Origin of the sequence: Gemella bergeri ATCC 700627, from assembly GCF_000469465.1 — a bacterium.
Classification (GTDB): domain Bacteria; phylum Bacillota; class Bacilli; order Staphylococcales; family Gemellaceae; genus Gemella; species Gemella bergeri.
The window spans coordinates 34,754-52,284 of the sequence record NZ_KI271865.1; the positions used below are offsets into that span (position 1 = coordinate 34,754).

The 17,531-nt window shown below is 29.7% G+C and carries 17 protein-coding genes and 1 riboswitch; of the genes, 12 read left to right on the plus strand and 5 right to left on the minus strand.

The window, feature by feature from the left end:
• Positions 1–132 precede the first annotated feature (132 nt).
• From HMPREF1983_RS06280 to HMPREF1983_RS06290, 3 genes are read left to right on the plus strand one after another with little or no spacing between them, the layout of a single operon-like run.
• Positions 133–1,065: an SAM-dependent methyltransferase gene (locus HMPREF1983_RS06280; RefSeq protein WP_021753467.1), complete on the plus strand. Its 933-nt coding sequence runs from the start codon at positions 133–135 to the stop codon at positions 1,063–1,065.
• Positions 1,058–1,615 (plus strand): tRNA 5-(aminomethyl)-2-thiouridylate-methyltransferase MnmM, encoded by a 558-nt coding sequence (mnmM, locus tag HMPREF1983_RS06285; RefSeq protein ID WP_021753468.1) that lies wholly within the window; start codon positions 1,058–1,060, stop codon positions 1,613–1,615. The genes HMPREF1983_RS06280 and mnmM overlap by 8 nt, the downstream gene beginning before the upstream one ends.
• 3 nt (positions 1,616–1,618) lie before the next feature.
• The gene (locus tag HMPREF1983_RS06290) at positions 1,619–2,200 is read left to right on the plus strand and encodes a CYTH domain-containing protein (protein ID WP_021753469.1); all 582 of its coding nucleotides are present in this window, start codon (positions 1,619–1,621) and stop codon (positions 2,198–2,200) included.
• 196 nt (positions 2,201–2,396) lie between these two features.
• Here HMPREF1983_RS06290 and HMPREF1983_RS06295 read toward each other — a convergent pair whose 3' ends face one another.
• From HMPREF1983_RS06295 to HMPREF1983_RS06305, 3 genes are all read right to left on the minus strand, one after another.
• Positions 2,397–3,941 carry a thiol-activated cytolysin family protein gene (locus HMPREF1983_RS06295; RefSeq protein WP_021753470.1) on the minus strand — a complete coding sequence of 515 codons (1,545 nt, stop codon included), beginning with the start codon at positions 3,939–3,941 and terminating at the stop codon, positions 2,397–2,399.
• 408 nt (positions 3,942–4,349) lie between these two features.
• Entirely contained in the window at positions 4,350–5,963 is a 1,614-nt protein-coding gene (locus tag HMPREF1983_RS06300) for an ABC transporter ATP-binding protein (RefSeq protein WP_021753472.1), read from the minus strand.
• On the minus strand, positions 5,963–7,684 hold the full coding sequence (locus HMPREF1983_RS06305; protein WP_040461201.1) for an ABC transporter ATP-binding protein/permease: 1,722 nt from the start codon (positions 7,682–7,684) through the stop codon (positions 5,963–5,965). The genes HMPREF1983_RS06300 and HMPREF1983_RS06305 overlap by 1 nt, the downstream gene beginning before the upstream one ends.
• A 325-nt stretch (positions 7,685–8,009) precedes the next feature.
• On the opposite strand from HMPREF1983_RS06305, the gene HMPREF1983_RS06310 reads away from it, so the two are divergent.
• On the plus strand, positions 8,010–8,303 hold the full coding sequence (locus tag HMPREF1983_RS06310) for a PspC domain-containing protein (RefSeq protein ID WP_021753474.1): 294 nt from the start codon (positions 8,010–8,012) through the stop codon (positions 8,301–8,303).
• 219 nt (positions 8,304–8,522) lie between these two features.
• Here the strand turns inward: HMPREF1983_RS06310 and HMPREF1983_RS06315 are convergent, their stop codons facing one another.
• Together HMPREF1983_RS06315 and HMPREF1983_RS06320 are read right to left on the minus strand one after the other, a co-directional pair.
• Positions 8,523–9,083, minus strand: coding sequence for an ECF transporter S component (locus HMPREF1983_RS06315; protein WP_040461204.1), 561 nt, complete (start codon positions 9,081–9,083; stop codon positions 8,523–8,525).
• A gap of 148 nt (positions 9,084–9,231) precedes the next feature.
• A riboswitch (FMN riboswitch) is annotated at positions 9,232–9,344 on the minus strand.
• A gap of 274 nt (positions 9,345–9,618) precedes the next feature.
• Entirely contained in the window at positions 9,619–10,050 is a 432-nt protein-coding gene (locus tag HMPREF1983_RS06320; protein ID WP_021753477.1) for a Dps family protein, read from the minus strand.
• A gap of 360 nt (positions 10,051–10,410) precedes the next feature.
• Here HMPREF1983_RS06320 and yidD point away from each other — a divergent pair, with 360 nt between their 5' ends.
• The 8 genes from yidD to HMPREF1983_RS06360 all read left to right on the plus strand — a co-directional run bounded on the left by yidD (position 10,411) and on the right by HMPREF1983_RS06360 (position 17,216).
• Positions 10,411–10,653 carry a membrane protein insertion efficiency factor YidD gene (gene yidD, locus HMPREF1983_RS06325; protein WP_021753478.1) on the plus strand — a complete coding sequence of 81 codons (243 nt, stop codon included), beginning with the start codon at positions 10,411–10,413 and terminating at the stop codon, positions 10,651–10,653.
• Positions 10,654–11,065: 412 nt separating this feature from the next.
• Positions 11,066–12,139, plus strand: coding sequence for a ferrochelatase (gene hemH / locus HMPREF1983_RS06330; protein ID WP_021753479.1), 1,074 nt, complete (start codon positions 11,066–11,068; stop codon positions 12,137–12,139).
• A 485-nt stretch (positions 12,140–12,624) separates the two neighbouring features.
• Complete coding sequence (locus HMPREF1983_RS06335) at positions 12,625–13,143, plus strand: rhodanese-like domain-containing protein (RefSeq protein WP_021753480.1); 519 nt, start codon at positions 12,625–12,627, stop codon at positions 13,141–13,143.
• Positions 13,144–13,588: 445 nt separating this feature from the next.
• Complete coding sequence (locus tag HMPREF1983_RS06340) at positions 13,589–13,921, plus strand: PadR family transcriptional regulator (protein ID WP_021753481.1); 333 nt, start codon at positions 13,589–13,591, stop codon at positions 13,919–13,921.
• Positions 13,914–14,417, plus strand: a complete 504-nt coding sequence (locus HMPREF1983_RS06345; RefSeq protein WP_021753482.1) for a DUF2812 domain-containing protein — start codon at positions 13,914–13,916, stop codon at positions 14,415–14,417. Before HMPREF1983_RS06340 ends, HMPREF1983_RS06345 begins: the two co-directional genes overlap by 8 nt.
• A gap of 18 nt (positions 14,418–14,435) precedes the next feature.
• Positions 14,436–14,972, plus strand: coding sequence for a DUF2812 domain-containing protein (locus HMPREF1983_RS06350; protein ID WP_040461208.1), 537 nt, complete (start codon positions 14,436–14,438; stop codon positions 14,970–14,972).
• Positions 14,973–15,109: 137 nt separating this feature from the next.
• A complete protein-coding gene (locus HMPREF1983_RS06355) occupies positions 15,110–16,015 on the plus strand; it encodes an ABC transporter ATP-binding protein (protein WP_021753484.1) in 906 nt (301 codons plus the stop codon).
• Position 16,016: 1 nt separating this feature from the next.
• Entirely contained in the window at positions 16,017–17,216 is a 1,200-nt protein-coding gene (locus HMPREF1983_RS06360) for an ABC transporter permease (RefSeq protein ID WP_021753485.1), read from the plus strand.
• Positions 17,217–17,531: the final 315 nt, after the last annotated feature.

Consider the following 17,531-nt stretch of genomic DNA (forward strand, 5'->3'; position numbering starts at 1 on the left):
ACAAAAAATATTTTGTATATAAATATATAGATAAAATTTCTCCTATAAATAATTATAAAAAACATTCTTCTCTATTATTATTTTAGGAAACATAGTATAATAAATTTAAGATTTTTTAATAGGAGATTAATTATGATTTATATTGTGGGGCTTGGTCCTAATGACAGTTACAATATTAAAGAAAATATTAAAACACTTATTCTTGAAAATAAAAATGCAAAAATTATTGCCCGAATTGATGAACATCCCGCTATGGATTTTTTGCGTGATAATAATATTTCGTTTGAAACTTGCGATAGATTTTATTTAGAAAATGATAATTTTGAAGATACTTATAAACAAATAGCTAAATATATTGTTGATGTTGCTAAAAGCAATGATGTTCTTTATCTTTTGCCGGGGCATCCCATGGTAGCGGAGCTTACTACCCAGCTTTTAATAAAAAGTGATATCGAAGTAGATGTTATCGGTGGCGAAAGTTTTCTTGATGTTTGTTTTAATGCTTTCAGATTTGACCCTGTTGAGAGTTTTACATTGCTAGATGCGACGGACATAAAGTCATTTAGTAATATTAATCCATATCATCACATAATAATAACACAATGTTATGATGATTTGACAGCGGCAAATATTTCCACAGAACTTATGAATTATTATCCATATGATTATGAAGTTAAAATTGTTGAACAAGCCGGTTCGGAGAATGAAAAACTTTATACATCTGCTTTAAATGAATTATCGGCAACCGTAGGAGAAAAGGTAAATAATTTACGTGCCGTATATATACCGCCATTTAAAGAAGGACAGAGTTTTAATATTAGAGATTATACTTTAGAATTTGATGAAAATGCTAATATAACCGAAATGCAGCTTATAGAAAAACTAGAAAATATTATTAAAAAACTTAGAGAAAACAGCGAATCTACTAGTGATTTATCACAAAAAAATACGGAGCTGTTGGCAAAGTTAATAAATACAGCACTGGATTTTACAATAGCGGGGGACAGCTATTATGAATTTTCAGATATTTTAGATACAATGAAAAAGGATAGAGAAGATGGATAATGTTTTAACCTTTGCTAAAAAATTATTAAAAGAAAAAATTGATAAAAACAGCATAGTTGTAGATGCAACATGTGGTAATGGAAATGACACGTTATTTTTAGCGAAAACTTCCGCTAAAAAAGTTTTTGCCTTTGATATTCAAGAACAAGCTATTTTTAATACAAGACAGTTACTTCGGGATAATGAGTTGGAAAGTAAGTGTGAACTTATTTTGGATTCTCATTTCAATTTTGATAATTATATTAAAAGTAAAGTACGTGCCGTAATGTTTAATCTTGGATATTTACCTAAAGGAAATCACAATATCACGACGACAGCCGATACAACCGTTACGACAATAAAGAAATTTCTAAAAGTTTTAGAAATTGGGGGAATTGTTGTTATTGTTGTTTATTGGGGTCATGAAAACGGTAAGATAGAAAAGACGGCACTTTTAGATATGGTAACCGCACTTAATCAGCACAATGTTGAAGTTTTGCAATATCAATTTATTAATCAAAAAAATAATGCCCCTTTTGTTATTGCGCTTGAGAAGAAAAAGGAGTTTTAGCCGATGAGAGAAAAAGAGATAGAATTTAAAAATTTATTGACGGAAGATGAGTATCAAAGATTATTTACAGCCTTTAATTTAGGGGAAGTTAATACAATTATTAATAAAAATTATTACTATGATGATAATAATAAAACATTAAAAAAATCAGGTGCGGCATTACGATTGAGATTTAGTGAGAGAAAAAATGAAATAACTCTAAAAATAAGAGGATTAAAGGGTAATATTGAGATAAATGTTCCAATAACTAGCGAGCTTTACCTTAACGCTCCGCAAGTTTTATCGTCATTGCCGGAAGTAATAATGGCGGAGTTGGAAGCTATGAATGTAAGCATTAAAACACCGCTCCTTTTTCAGCAAATAACAACCATGCGTAAGGAATTAAAACTGCCGCAAGGGTTATTAGTTTTGGATAAAACAATATTTTTAGATAATGTTGTAGATTATGAATTAGAATTTGAAGTTAATGATTATAATGACGGAAAATCAGCTTTTGAAAAAATACTAAGGGAATTTGATATAGTAGAGCGTTTAACAAAACCAAAAATCGCAAGGGCGGAGGAATATGCTAAAAACAAATTATAATACTATATTAATAACGTATTATTTCTTTGGCGTTGAAATTTATTCAAAGGAATTTTTGCATTTTATATTGTACAAGATATTTGATTTTTACAATAAATAATACGAGGTATGGAATTTTGATGTGTACACATCAATTTTTTCCATGCCTCGTATTTATTATATAACCTTTTTTCTTTAAATTGATTTTATACTTTGGTTAATTATTTTTAACCTCTTCAGATAATCTTGGACTTAAAGTAGTTCCCCAATGACTGATAGTTCTATTTTGTACTAAAGGTATATCAGTTTTGTCATAAATAGTTCTCCACCATTCCCAAGCAAGACCTGTACATTCTTGTACTTGAACGTGTAAGTTACGAACATTTCCTTTAAATTCAAGGGTTGTTGAGAAGCCTGAAGTACGACCGTATCCGTTATATGTCCAAGATTTAGGAGTTAGAATTTCGTTCCCTTTAGAATCGTAGCTAACTTCATTCCAAGTAACATAATATCTAGCTACATAAGCACCGCTGTGGTTTAAAGTAAGATAACCGTTTTTGTAAGAAGTTACTTTTGTTTCGATATAATCTGTATTATTTTGAATAGTAGCAGGTTGGTTATCTTTTAAGAAGTTAGTTGTATAAGAAATAGCAACGCCGGGGTTGTTTTTATTATACATACTACCCTCTTGGATAAGTTTTTTGAAATCATCAATATTTCCTGTAACAACTTTGCTGGCACCATTAGCATTACCACCTAAAATAACTGCTGTAATAGAAGTATTTTTTAAGATATTGCTATATTCACTGTTAGCTTTAATGTCAACTCCTTTAATAAGTGCATTAATAGCCGCTTTTACTTCTGTACTTTTACTTGTAGTTTCAAATTTTACGTACATACTTCTACCATAAGAAACATTTGAAACATATACAGGAGGTGTTTTTGCATTAACGCCACGATTTATTAAATCTTGAGTAGTTGTATTTTTCCCTAAGAAATCAGCAGGATTGTTAGGAGCATCTACACTGGCATTAAAGTACACTTGTTTAAAGTTAACTACTTGAACTTGTTTTTCTCCGGAATGAACAGCAGAGAAATCAATGTTAAGAGGTACGCCGATTTTTTCAAAGTCAGCACCGAATTTTGCTTTTAATTGGCTCATACTATAAGCGGTAGTTTCATCATATTGCATTTTTGCAGGGATACTATAAGAAGAACCGTATTTTGAAAACCATCTGTCTACCAGTGCATTAACTCCACCTCTTACTGAACTTTGTGTAGGATTATCAACAGTTAAGCGTCCGTCTTCGCCGCTCATACCAGGAAGATCAACACTTAGTGTGACAGGGCCACGATTTAAAGAGATTAAAGTAGGGTTATTTTCAAGAAGAGCATTATCCCCTTTTAATAAAGCCCCAGGGAAAACTACGTTGCTGTTATTAGCGTTTATGCTGATGTCAGAAGTTCTTTGTGATAATGAACGTTTGATTTTTTCAACAACAACAAATTCTCCATTTTTATTTGTACCCGTTTTGTCAAACATATTAGAAAGAGTTTCACCCTGACGTGTTAAAACAGTGCGACTGTCATAAGAAAGACCATATAAATACTTATTAAGGTCAGCTGAATTATCTTTCTCTTTTTCTGTAACGGAAGTTCCGGCATTCTGAACAGGAGTATCATTTGCAAGAACTTGCACAGTTAGTAAAGACATAGTGGTACTTAATGTTAAAAAAGTTTTGAATAATAATCTTTTATTCATAGTTTCATCTCCTTATATAATATTTTATATAAATAATATAATATATATAAAATAAGATGTCAAATATTTTGAAAGGGAATTCATAAAAAATTATTAATAATATTAGATTGCATTATTAGAAGTAACAGACAAATACATTGTGCTACAATAGAAAATATCTTCAGAATGTATTTTGTAGAGAATTATAAAGTAAAATTAAATAATAAAAAAATAAATTTTCCAAGATCAACAAGACAGAAAGTTATACATAATATCTTTAATATAAAAAATTGTTTTTTGAGAAAAATATATTATTCTAAATAGAAAATAAGATAATAATTTTATTATTTAGAAAATTATTTTAGTTTCAACATTTTGAAAATAATTCAGAAAAAAGTACGAGCAATTTACATATTGCCCGTACTTCGGTTATTCTCCTAATTTTATAACTCTATCGCAGATAGATAAAGTACTTTTATTATGAGATATTATTATAGTAATTTTATCATTTTTATCTTTTTCTAACGCTTTTAATACCTCGATTTCGCTAAATATATCGATATTTGCAGTAGCTTCATCTAAAATAAGTAGCTTGCTCTCATTGTAAAATGATCTTGCTACGGATAATCGTTGTTTTTGTCCCGAACTTATATTAGCACTACGCTCACTTATAGTTGTATCGGTTTTATTACGCAGGCTATCGACATGATTTTTTAGATTTGTATTTTTTAATGCTTTATCAATTAAATTTTTATTAATCGTTTTATCAAAAAAAGTAAGATTATTTTTAATAGAAGTATTAAATAGATAACTGTCTTGTAAGATAATAGATGAATGTTTTCTAAAATACGCATTATCAATATTTTGTACATTAATACCATCAATAATAATATTGCCGCCCATTTTACTATCGTCAATAAATTTCATAATAAGTTTTGCAATAGTTGATTTACCGCAACCGCTTGGACCGCTAATGCCGATAATCTCACCTTTATTGACTGTAAAGTTAATATCTTTGAATATAGTTTTATTGTCATAATGATATGATAAGTTTTTAACAGATAAGGTATTAAAAGGAACTTTTACGCCGTCATTAACATTTTCTTCCGGCATATTCATAAGTTCAAGAAATCTTTTGCCGCTTGCCATAGTTTGGCTAAGCGTTGAAGCTAAGTTACCCATATACAAAATCGGAATAAATGAAACTATAAACATCGCCGATAAAGTGATTATTATATTAGGATTGTTTATGTGTTTAGTTGCAGCGAAAATAAACGCAAGAACTCCAAAATTATAAGTCACAATATTGAGTGCATTCAAATCAATAAGAAATTTATTTTTTAAATAGGCACTATATGTTAATTCTTCGGTTTCGCTGACTAAATCTTTTTTAGTTTCTCCGATCTTATCATATTGGACAGTTTCAAAAATACCGTATGCTTCTTCTGATGAGTGATTATTAACCTCTGCTAATTTTCTTCTATAATTATCACCTACCGCTTGTCCTTTATTTTTAAATGCTAACGGATAGATAAGTCCGATAATAATATAAATGACCAGTGCCAGTACACCTAACGGTACGCTAAATATCATAACAAATATTGAAACAACACATGCTTGGACAATATATATCATAAAGGGAGTGATAGTATGAGCGTAAAATACTTCAAGCAATTCGATGTCTGTTGTAATCATCGTCATATAATCACCCGAACTGTTTTGTGTAAAACTGTTTATGGATATTTTTTTGAATTTATCCATAACCTTAATACGTAATACATGTAGTACCTTAAACGCAACGTAGTGGTTAAGCAGTTGTTCTGTATAGCTGAATAATCCTTTAAGTATTGCCAGTGCAAGGATTATAATAAAAAGTATAGCTGCTACAGTCGTAATTTTTGTAATAAAAAATAATGTAAGGAAGTAAGTAAAGATAACAAGTGTTAAATGTCCTAAACTACCAAAGAGTGTTGCACGTAGTAGCGGACGTTTAAACTCTTTTGCGATATTAAGCAATTGTTTTAATTCTTTTAATGATGTCATTACTCTCCCTCCTTAATTAAAAATTTTGTTTTTAATTCTTGTTGTTCTGTAAACAGTTTTTTGTAAAGTGTTCCACTAGCCATAAGTGATTTATGCGTGCCGGTTTCAGCCACTTTGTGGTCATAAAGCACATAAATGTTGTCAGAATCGCTAAGAACATCAAGATCATGAGAAATAACGATAATTATTTTATTTTCTTTTACAGCATTAAAAGCATCTAAGACAATATGTTTGCTATAATCATCAATATTTGATACGGCTTCATCCAAAATATAAATATAGCTGTCTTTTAATATGGCTTTAGCGGCAAGTAGGCGTTGTTTTTGCCCACCGGATAGATTACCTGCACCGGCAGAAAGCGGATAATCAAGCCCGCCGTTATTTAGGACAAAATCTTTTAAATTCACCTGTTCTAAAGCATGCCACATTTTATCTTCCGTAATATTTTTATTAACTGAAAGATGTTCGCGGATAGTTCCTTTTACAAGGTAGCTGTCATTGGTGATAAGTGTGAATAATTTCGAAATTTCTTTTGTAGAAACGGTATCAATATCAATATTATCGTAACGAATAGACCCCGAATAATTCGAGTATAAACCTAATATCAATTTTATTAATGTAGATTTTCCGCTGCCGCTTTCTCCGACAAGTGCTATTTTAGAGCTTGGTTTAAATATCATATTAATATTTTCCAATATCGCTTTGTCATTATATGCAAAACCTACATTAGTTAATTCAATATTTTTTCCGGGTTCAATGACAAGGGAGTTATCTTTTTCCTGTTCAGGATAATCAAGCAGTTTATAAATATTCTCCAGCTCAACATTTCCCTTCATTGAAATATGGAATAATCCTCCTAAGGCACGAAGAGGTTTAAAGCATTCCAAACTTGCTACAATAATAAAGATGATGTATTTACTGTCTTTTATTGTAAAGATTGCGATGATTGATAAAATAAAAATCGAAATATAAGTAATCGCATCCATAACATTAATAGAATTAAGTTGATGACGAAGTAACTCCATTGTAGATTTTCTATAACGAGAACTACGAGTATCAACGTCACGGGTAACATTATCTTCTTTCCCATAAATTTTCGCTGTTGTAAAGCCGGATAATCTGTCATAAAAAACTTCAGATAAACTTAGAAAATCGCTAAAATTTTTCTTATTAGTTTTTTTTGATTTTTTCACAATTACCATAATAGAAATAGGTATTAACGGATATAAAACAAGCATTGCAACAAATAACCATATATTAATGCTGCCGTAAATAATAAATGAACTTAGAACAATAAATATAGTCGCAAACATCTGAGGAACAAATTTATTAAAATAAAATTCAATATTAACGATAGATGTCGAGTTCATTACGAGTAGTTGACCGGTATTAACGGCGTTTGTGTAGTTAAGCGATAGCCTTTCAACCTTATTATAGATCTCCGAACGCAATGCAGTTCGTACCTTGCGTGAAATATTATGGCTAAAATAATTATCGCCGGTTGTTGCCAAATAGTAAATAATTAAGCTGAGTGCAGTACGTAGCGTAAATATTAGAATAAAATTATCGTCGTAGTTATTATTAAGTAAATAAAATAATAAATCGACGAAATTATAAACAAAGTATAATGAACACCAAAATGTGAGTAGTTTACATAAGACAACGATATATACTTCCCTTTTTATATTAAAGAGTGCTAAAGCACGTTTATCAATTTTCATAGAAACTCCTTTCCGGTGATAATAGTTATCACTTGTTGTAGCCTTAATTATACTATATAACTTCATTAAAGAAAATGGAAAATAAGAATGTTACGAAAAAATTCAAAAAGATAAAAAAATGACAAAAAATTATTATTTGACTTGTTTATTAACGGTGATATAATTAAATTATGAAATATGAAAACAAGACATATTATTAAAAATTTTTTATTTAGCAAAAAAATTGATGATGCAAAAAACAGAAACTGTTGAGTTTGTTAGGAAGTTTAATGCACATTTTAAGTGTTAATGTTACAATTTTCAAAAGAATAGGAGTGGTAGATTTATGATTAATAATTTAAACAAATTGTGGGAGAGATTTTTAGGTTACTTGGAAGATAAAAAAATTTATAAAGAACCTAGTGGAGCAATGATTTCCGGAGTTTGCCAAGGGTTAGCCAATCGTTTTGGTATTAATATAACATTGTTGCGTGTTCTATGGCTTTGTTTCAGTTTAATTTCATTCGGCGGAGCAATAGTAATATATATTATTTTAGCGATGACGCTTCCAACAAAACCACGTAAAGATAATTATCAGAAATCTAATTATATTAACGGTAATGCTTGGGAGAAAAAATAAAATATAACAGAAAAGTACGGTTGAAACAACGACAAAACGGTATAAAGAATCGTTTTGGAGTAATAGAAATAAATATCTATTTAACGGATAGAAAATATCAAAAATGAAATTGGGTTTAAAACAAAGATAAAGTGCGGCATCATGTAGTGCAAGCGAGTAATCTTTTAATTACACCTACAAAGAAAAAAGCCACCCCTTTTTTCAAGGGGTGGTAATTTTTTATGCAAATCTTGTTTTAATACTCGCCGGTATAGACTTATAAACTCTTTTTGTAACAAAGAATAAGAAAGTAACCAACGCACCTTTTATAAGATTAAACGGAATAATCCCAACGCTAACTATTGTTTTTATATTTTTTACAATGTCGCCTAAATTCATAATATAACCATAAGCCGGCAATAAAACGAAGTAGTTAAATAGAGCCATAAAAAGTGTAATTGCAATTGTTGCGACAATACCGCCTATGATAATTTTGAAAACACCTTTTTTATAAACCAGTATAATAATACTAAGAAAAATAAATTCTACCGCAATATTTGCTACAGCACCTACCGGTTCATGAGAAACAAGTGCGAAGTGTAGGAAGTTTTTTAAAAGGGAAACTACCAACGCTTCCTTATAACCAAGAAGTAATATTGCCATAAATAATGGAATAAACGTAAAATCAAATTTTAGAAATGGTGGCAAAAACGGCACAGCAAAACTAAAAAAAGATAGAAGTAGAGCGATAACTGCAAGCATTCCGCTAAGAACCAGCGAATGCACATTTTTTTTATACATATTAAACCTCTTTCCTATCTTCATAGGCAAAAAAATAACCGTATTCTAAAATACGGGACTAAAGGTATAAAAATAATTTTATTAAAGAACAGTACAACAAATATACATACGCTAAAAAGAGTACCATTTCAAGTCAAAAATTATTATTCTATATCTTCTATCATCCAGACTATACTGTCGGTTTTGGAATTTCACCAAATCAGCTTTCGCTCGCGGACTTTAACCGCCGGTCGGGAATTACGCCCTGCCCCGAAGATAATTTATATTATTTTTATAGTTTCATTATACAACTATAGAAGTTAAATGTAAATAATTATGTTTTAAAAAGTTTAATTAAATTTTTACATAGATAATAAAGCATTGAATATTAGTAGAATTGTTTTTGTATTATAATAGTGAAATTATGTTTTTAATTTTGAAATTTTATTGTAATAAAATGTTAATTTTCAGTTAAGAACATAATTTATTATGTAAATTAAAAACCTAAACTATGATTTTCTCAAAGTTCAGGTTAATAAAAAATTTTAAATAGATATTATGCTAAGTATGCTTTTAACATCCACACATTTTTTTTCAATTCGGTTTTTACTCCAAGTGCAAAATCGGAAGTCCCTTGATCCCCTTCGTCTTCTGCTACGCTCATTAGGTGAGTAAGATCATTGATTAATAATTCGAAATCTTTTAACACTTGAGCGACCATTTCTTGTGTTGATTCTTTTTCTGTTGCTTCTTTAATAGTTGCCAATTCTAAAGAACCTTTTAATGTAGAAACCGGATGCCCGCCAATAGCCAATAATCTCTCAGCTGCTTCGTCCAAAGTTTCAGTTACGTTATTATAGTAATTTTCAAATACTTGGTGAAGAGTGTAAAACGAATGTCCTTTAACATACCAGTGAAAACTGTGTAATTTTGTGTATAATACCGTTAGATTTGCTACCAATTTATTTAATTCTTTTTTGTGTGTCATATTAAATCTCCTTTGTTAAAATTTATATAGGTTATATACCAACATTTTAAAGTTAAAAGTTGATAAGAATAATTAATATTCTTAAAACCATAGTTCGATTATAACATCGTGAAAATTTGATGTAAAGAAAGACGGGTTTTGAAAAATAATGAGAATTATTATCGTATATTTTGTCGATAAAAAGAACACTAAGTTAAGAATTTATGATAAAATTTAAAAAATAATCAGTTGAAATAAAAACTTTCGGTAGTTCGCCGATTTAAAAAAGGTGGATAAAATTAGCAGGTATTTAACAAGAGTTTTGATTAGTTGAAATAATAATTATCACTTGGTAGAATTAGTATAGAAAAGAGGTGTACGATGGCAAAACTATGTATATTTTTAATTAATTTATATCGAAAACATTCTGCCCATACTCCAAGTACGTGCCGATTTTCTCCGACTTGTTCGGCGTACGCTTTGGAGAGTTATCAAAAATTTGGTTTTTTTCTGGGAACTTACTTAACTGTAAAAAGACTGCTGAAGTGTCATCCACTTTATAAGGGTGATTATTTTGACAATGTACCTTTATTTAAAGAAGATATATTCAAAAAGAAAAAGTAAAAAAATATATGCGGGAGCGGCTTGAAAATCTTGATTTCGTTAGAAATAGATTTTGACGAGTTGCTCCCGCGCAGTCTATTAGATTTTAGGAAAGCTCTTTAAAGCGTATTTTAAAATCAATGAACCCTTACGTTTAACCGCTAATAAGTAAATTATATTAGAAGTTTCAGCTTTTGAATGGGTTTTAAGTTATATCTATCAATACTAGGTGAAAATATACGAGATATTGTTTTATAGTTTTTATTTTGATGATACTGTTTTAAAAATGATATAATATCTGTAATAATTTTCTTCAACTCAAGTTTAAATTTTTTATAAAATATAAAATTTTGTTATCTTTTGTAACATTTTTTCGCTTTTTTAATTTATAAATGCTATAATGTAAATATAAAATAAAAATGAGGTTTTTAGTATGGTGAAAAAAGCAATTTTAGTTATGACATATGGTTCCCCTGCGGAATGTACTTTTGAGGGTATTGCGGAGTTTTTTACAAATATTCGTCGCGGGGTTAGACCTAGTGATGAAGAAATAAATATTTTATTAAACAATTATTTAAAAATTAATGGTTCTCCTTTACAAGAAATTACTAAAAAAACTGTAGAATTATTTACAAAAAAAGTTTCGGATGAGTATCAAGTATATTTTGCAAATAAATTTTCCGCTCCGTTTATTCCGGACGTGATATGTCAAATGGAAAATGATAACATTGATGAGTGTATTTGTTTAATACTTGAACCGCATTATTCTTTTTATTCCATAATGGGTTATGAGAAGTTTATTAAAAGTGAAAAAATTAAATTTAATATTATTAAATCGTGGTATGATGAAGAAAAATTGATTAATTATTGGGCAACAGAGATTAAAAAAATAATTGTGAATAAGGTTAAAGGTGATAGTTATAAAGTTATTTTCTCAGCACATAGTGTACCGGAAATAGCTTTTAAATATAGTGATCCGTATATTGAACAAATTTTTAATATGACAGATTTAATCGCAAATACCATTCGACTTGAACCGGAAACTTACGTTAATACTTGGCAGAGTGAAAGTGATATTGGTATGCCGTGGGTTAAACCTGATGTGTTGGAGTATTTAAAAGGGCAAAGTTCTCATCCGGAACACTACATTTTTGTACCGCTTAGTTTTGTCAGCGAGCATATAGAAGTATTATTTGATAATGATGTAGAATGTAAAGACCTTTGCGAAGATTTTGATGTTAATTATCATAGACCTCCGATGCCGAATTTTGATGAGCGTTTTATTGATATTTTGGTCAGTGTTGTTGAAAAAAATAAACATAACGAGTTTAGATTTTCAAATCCGGAGAAAAGTACCTTTGATGAGATGAATCCTGATAGTATGGAAGATAGTGCACCTGAGATGCCGGAGTTCGTTAAAGAACTTATCGCTAAAAAAGGTGGAAATGTAGAGATGCCGGAGTTTGTTAAACAAATGTTAGGGCGTACTGATAAATCTACAAAATAGAAAAAATAAAATCAACTGAAAATTTTGGTTGTATAATAAATACGAGACATGGATAAAAATGTATGTACTCCTTTTACTCAACAAATTAGTAAAAGGGGTATTTTATACGCTAAGTTATGAATTTAAAAAAACAATGTTTTAAATATAAATCCTGTAATAAAAAGTTTGAAGTTATTACACCGTTCGTAGATAAATGATGAGAATAATATTACTTATGACAAATTTATTTTAAATGTATCAAATTTGTCATATTCTTTGAGCTTTTATAAATTAATTATGTCATTTTAAAAGTAAATTTTATTTATAGTTTATATTGATATTAATTAGGTGAAATAGCGATCAAAGTTTGAATTACAGCATAAAGTTATAAAAAATTTTTTCTTTAACTATTAACCTTATTTATAGTTGTTATACATCATTATTTTTATTTTATTTTTATGGTATAATTGTGGTGTAACTACATAAATATAAAGGAGATATATTATATGAAAAAATTTAAAAAAATCAGCACCGGAATAATGGGCTGTCTTTTAGCAGTTACTATTGCGGGGTGCAGTAGTGGTGACGGGCTTAATCGTTCGGCAAAAGACGGTAAAGAAAATGCTGTAGAAAAATCTGCGATTAGGTTGGTAAACGCAACTAAAGAGGGAGATTATAATCTTATCAGTACAGATGAATTAAAAAAAGCGATTGATTCTAACGAAGATATACTTTTGATTGATACAATCCCTGCAGAGCGATTTGCTGAAACTAAAATTAAAGGAGCAGTTAATGCCGGTCTTCCTAAAGAGATGAAAGACTTGAAACAAGAAGAAAAAGATAATTTCTTGAAAATTTTAGGAGATAATAAAGATAAAAAGATTATTCTTTATTGTGGATTTACATCATGTGAAAGATCTCATGTCGGTGCTGTGCTTGCTAGACAAGCAGGGTATAAAAATGTTTATAGATACCCCGGTGGTATCGCAGCGTGGTTAGATGCAGGGAATAAAGTTGATAAGTAAAACTCTTTGGTAATGATTTTATAAGGTGATTTTAAAATCGAAATTTAGAAAAAATCTATTTTGTAAAGCTAGATTCCAAGTTTATTAGGTATTTAGAAATTTTTGTTGAGTAGATTTGGACAACCGACGGTTAAATTAATTATAGACATCTTTATAAAGTTGTTGTTTTAAGATAAATCCACGAGAAAAAATAATTTGTATATAAGTTTAATATGGAACATGAAAAAATTCAGGTTCCATATTTTATTATGAAAAAATTTATTAATAAATTCATTGTAGGGTCTATGATTAATAAATTACAGAGATATAAGAATTTTTTTAAACAATAATTATTTTAATTTGAATTTTTCTTGACATATATCCATAATGGATATATAATAATATCAATGATGGATATATCAATTATTGATATAGGAAATCTCCAATTATCGAAAGGAGTGTAGTAATGGCAAAGTTAAGCCCCTATGAAACAGGAGAGTTAACTGATAGCATCTTCTTTACATTATTAGTGTTAACTGAACCGATTCATGGGTATATGATTATGCAACGGGTGAACGAGTTAACGCAAGGTAAAGTTATTATAGGCCCTGCTACAATGTATACAACACTTGCAAAAATGGTTGCTGCGGGATGGATTGCCGAACAAGAGATTGATAATTCGAAAAAAGAATATTACATAACAACTAAAGGGCGTGAAATTTTAAATAATAACTATAAACAACGTGTATTTTTGCTTAGTGTGGCGGAAAGAATATTAGGAGGTGCGAACAATGAGTAAAAGGAAGTGGTTGGTTAATTTTTCTTGGAGTAACAAACATTGTATTCGCAGACTGGAATATATGAGTAGCTTAGGATGGCATTTTAAACGTTGGTTTTGGATAATTATTTTATGTGAAAAAGGGCTACCGACCCAGTATAAATATGAATTATTGTATGAGAAAAAATTTGATGAAGAACGGGAAAAATTTTATCAAGCTGCCGGATGGACGGTAGTACGTAACGGATTTTTGTGGCAGATTGTACGTGGAAATCCGGACGCACCGCCGGTATTTACCGATGTCGATTCAAAACTTATGATGTGGCGTTATCGCATACGTTTTACCGTTATGGTAGCTATGATATGTTTGCTGCTTAGATTTTTTATGATATTTATGAAAAGTAGCAATATGGTTAATTTTATTAGCGGTTTTACCCAAGGGATGTTTCTTGGTTTTGTAATACTTATTGTGTATTTTATTTATCGTTATAATAAAGCTAAAAAAGATGAATATTAGTTAAAGGTGGTCATTATTATGAAGAAATATCGTTATATATCAATGTTTAAAGGTTATGATGCTATCTCTAACAAGATGAATGAACTATCAAAACAAGGGTACCAATTTGATAATGAATGGTTATTTTTAATGCGTATGAAGTATACCGAAGTGACGGATAATCATTATCAATTTATATATGATAAAAATTTCTCGCAGGAAATAGTGAAATATTACGAAAATGCCGGTTGGAAGTTACATAAGTTTAAGTTTTATAAATTTTTTCGTTTAGCACAAGGGAGTGCTGAATCATATCCTATCTTCACAGAACAAGAAACGGAGTTGGAAATAATTAAAAGTCGTTTACGAGATTTTGTTGTTATAATGCTTGTAGGAATATTTTTAGGCATAGGTATGAAATTGTTCAGCCATTTTATTATAGCTAACTCATATATGGATATATTAAATGTAATATTAGCCGGTTTATGTGGCGGCATATTTGGGTTTGGTGTAGGAGGTCTATGTATTTTTATTCCAAAGTATATTAGATTGAAAAGAGAATTAAATGCCGAGTAATTAAAATTATTATGTGCTGATTATAAAAAAGTTTTATATGCTATATATGTACTTTACTTAAAATAGATTTTTAAGTTATGTATTTTTCTTAAAAGAGAACTATTGAATAGAATAAAAAATGAAGAGGAGTCACAAATATGATTTTAGAATTTAGAAATATAGAAAAAAAATTTGGTGATAAAAAAGTCCTTAAAGGGGTAAATTTCACCGCTAGAAGTGGTGTCGCAAACGGATATTTAGGAAGAAACGGTAGTGGTAAAACGACGAGTTTTCGAATATTGTTAGATATATTTAAAGCTGATAAAGGAGAAATATTAATTGACGGTAAACCTATTAATCATAACGACATAAAAATCGGCTATCTACCGGAAGAGCGTGGCATGTATGACGGTATCGGTTTAGTAGACCAATTAGTGTATTTCGGAATGTTAAAAGGAATGACAAAATCGGCGGCAAAAACCGAAGCGAAACGTTGGTTAGATTTTTTTGAACTTGAGGATAATAAAAAAGCGTTAAAAACTTTGTCAAAAGGTAATGCCCAAAAGGTACAAATTATTCAGAGTGTTATTAATAATCCGGATATTTTGGTTTTTGATGAACCTTTTAGCGGACTTGATCCTGTCAACGTTGGTAAATTGAAAGAAATTATTACAGATTTTATAAAAAAAGATAAACTTGTTATTTTTTCTTCACATCAAATGCCGGTCGTTGAAACTTTCTGTGAAGATATTAATATATTGAAAAAAGGAAAAATAGTTTTGAGCGGTAACTTAGATTATATAAAAAAACAACTTGGACATGGTAAAATGCTGTTAAGTGTCAGTGATATTCAAGCAGAAGAATTACTTGCCAATCTTAAAACTATTCCGCTCGGAATTGATTATTCATTGAATAATGATATGGTTCTCCTTGATTTTAAAGAAGAAGAGGCTAAGAAAAAACTTTTTTATAAGTTATCACAAAGTAATTTTAATGTTGAAGAGTTAAAACTTTATAAACCATCTTTAGAAGAGATTTTTGTAGAAAGTATCGGGGGTAAGTAAAATGAAGAATTTCAGTACGATTTTTAATTTTGAATTTAAACAATTTTTCGCAAAGACTTCAAACAAAGTTATTCTTTTTGTTTATTTTATAATCGCTATTGGAATAACTTTTGTTCCATCTATAATGAGCAGTAGTATTTTTAAAGGCGAAGATAATTCAAATTTTCAACGTAGTGCCTATGTCATACAAGATGTGACCGTTTCAACGGATAATTTAAAAGAGGCGAAAAAATATGACAGTAAAGAAGCGGTTGAAAAGGATATAAAAGAAGATAAATTGGATGAAGCGATTGTTTTAACTAAAGATAGTTATGAATATATTTCTAAAAAAGGTATTTTCGGTAGCTCATCTTCTGGATTTTCTAATGCTTTTAATCAAAATATAGAGCGTTTAGTCTATTCTCAAAACGGCTTGGATTTAACTAAGATTAATGAAGTTAAAGCCAGTGTACCGCAACCTAAGGTCATAAATGTAAGTTCGGCGGATAATCAAGAAAGACAAGCTGTTAATACAGTAGTTGTATATGTGTTAACAATTATTATTTATATGACAGTTATCCAATTCGGTAGCGTTGTTGCTTTAAATGTTGTTAAAGAAAAAAGCAATCGTGCCATGGAGCTTTTAGTAATCACCGTAAATCCGATAACCCTTATTTTAGGAAAAGTTCTTGCACTTTCTATCGGAGTTTTAATTCAAATGGGAGTTATTATAGGTGGACTTGTGGTAGGTATAAAGTTAAACTTATCAAATTATAGTGATAAGTTAAAATTCGTTGTTGAAAACTTAGATTACAAAGTTATCGGTGTTGGACTGCTATTTACTTTAACAGGATTTGTGATGTTTATGTTTTTGTATGCGGCATTTGCTTCGTTGGTTAGTAAGGTAGAAGACGTTAACGGAGCTATAACAATACCTATGATATTATTTATCGCATCATTTTTTGTTAATTTCTATTTGATGGGGGCAAGTGCTAATACAAAATTAGCAGAAATATTATCGTATGTTCCATTAACTTCATATTTCGGAATGGTTACCCGTTATGCACTGACTGATGTAAGTTATTCTAGTTTATGGTTATCATATGGAATATTAGCTTTAACAACTTTTGTTTGTGCTTGGGGTAGTGTTAAAGTTTATCGCTCTGCAACGTTAAGATACGGACAAAAATTAAACTTCTTTAAACTATTACTTGGAAGATAAAAGTATATATTTATATACAAAATATTTTTTGTTGCTGATTTTATAGTGGGGATGCAACTTTAAGAAATTCATCGCTAAGAATGGCAACGAGCCTTATGGCAATGTTTGTAGTGGTAATAGTAAAATGCCAAAAGCATTTTACTTGGAGAATTTTAGACCTTGGCTAAAATTCTAGCCGGAAAATCCACCCACGTAGTGGGTTAGTTGTAGGCGTCCATACCACTACTAACCATTATTAAAATATTTGTAAAGTAATATATACATTTACAATAAGAAATATAGTGAATCTACAAAATATAGGACTGATAGGGAGGG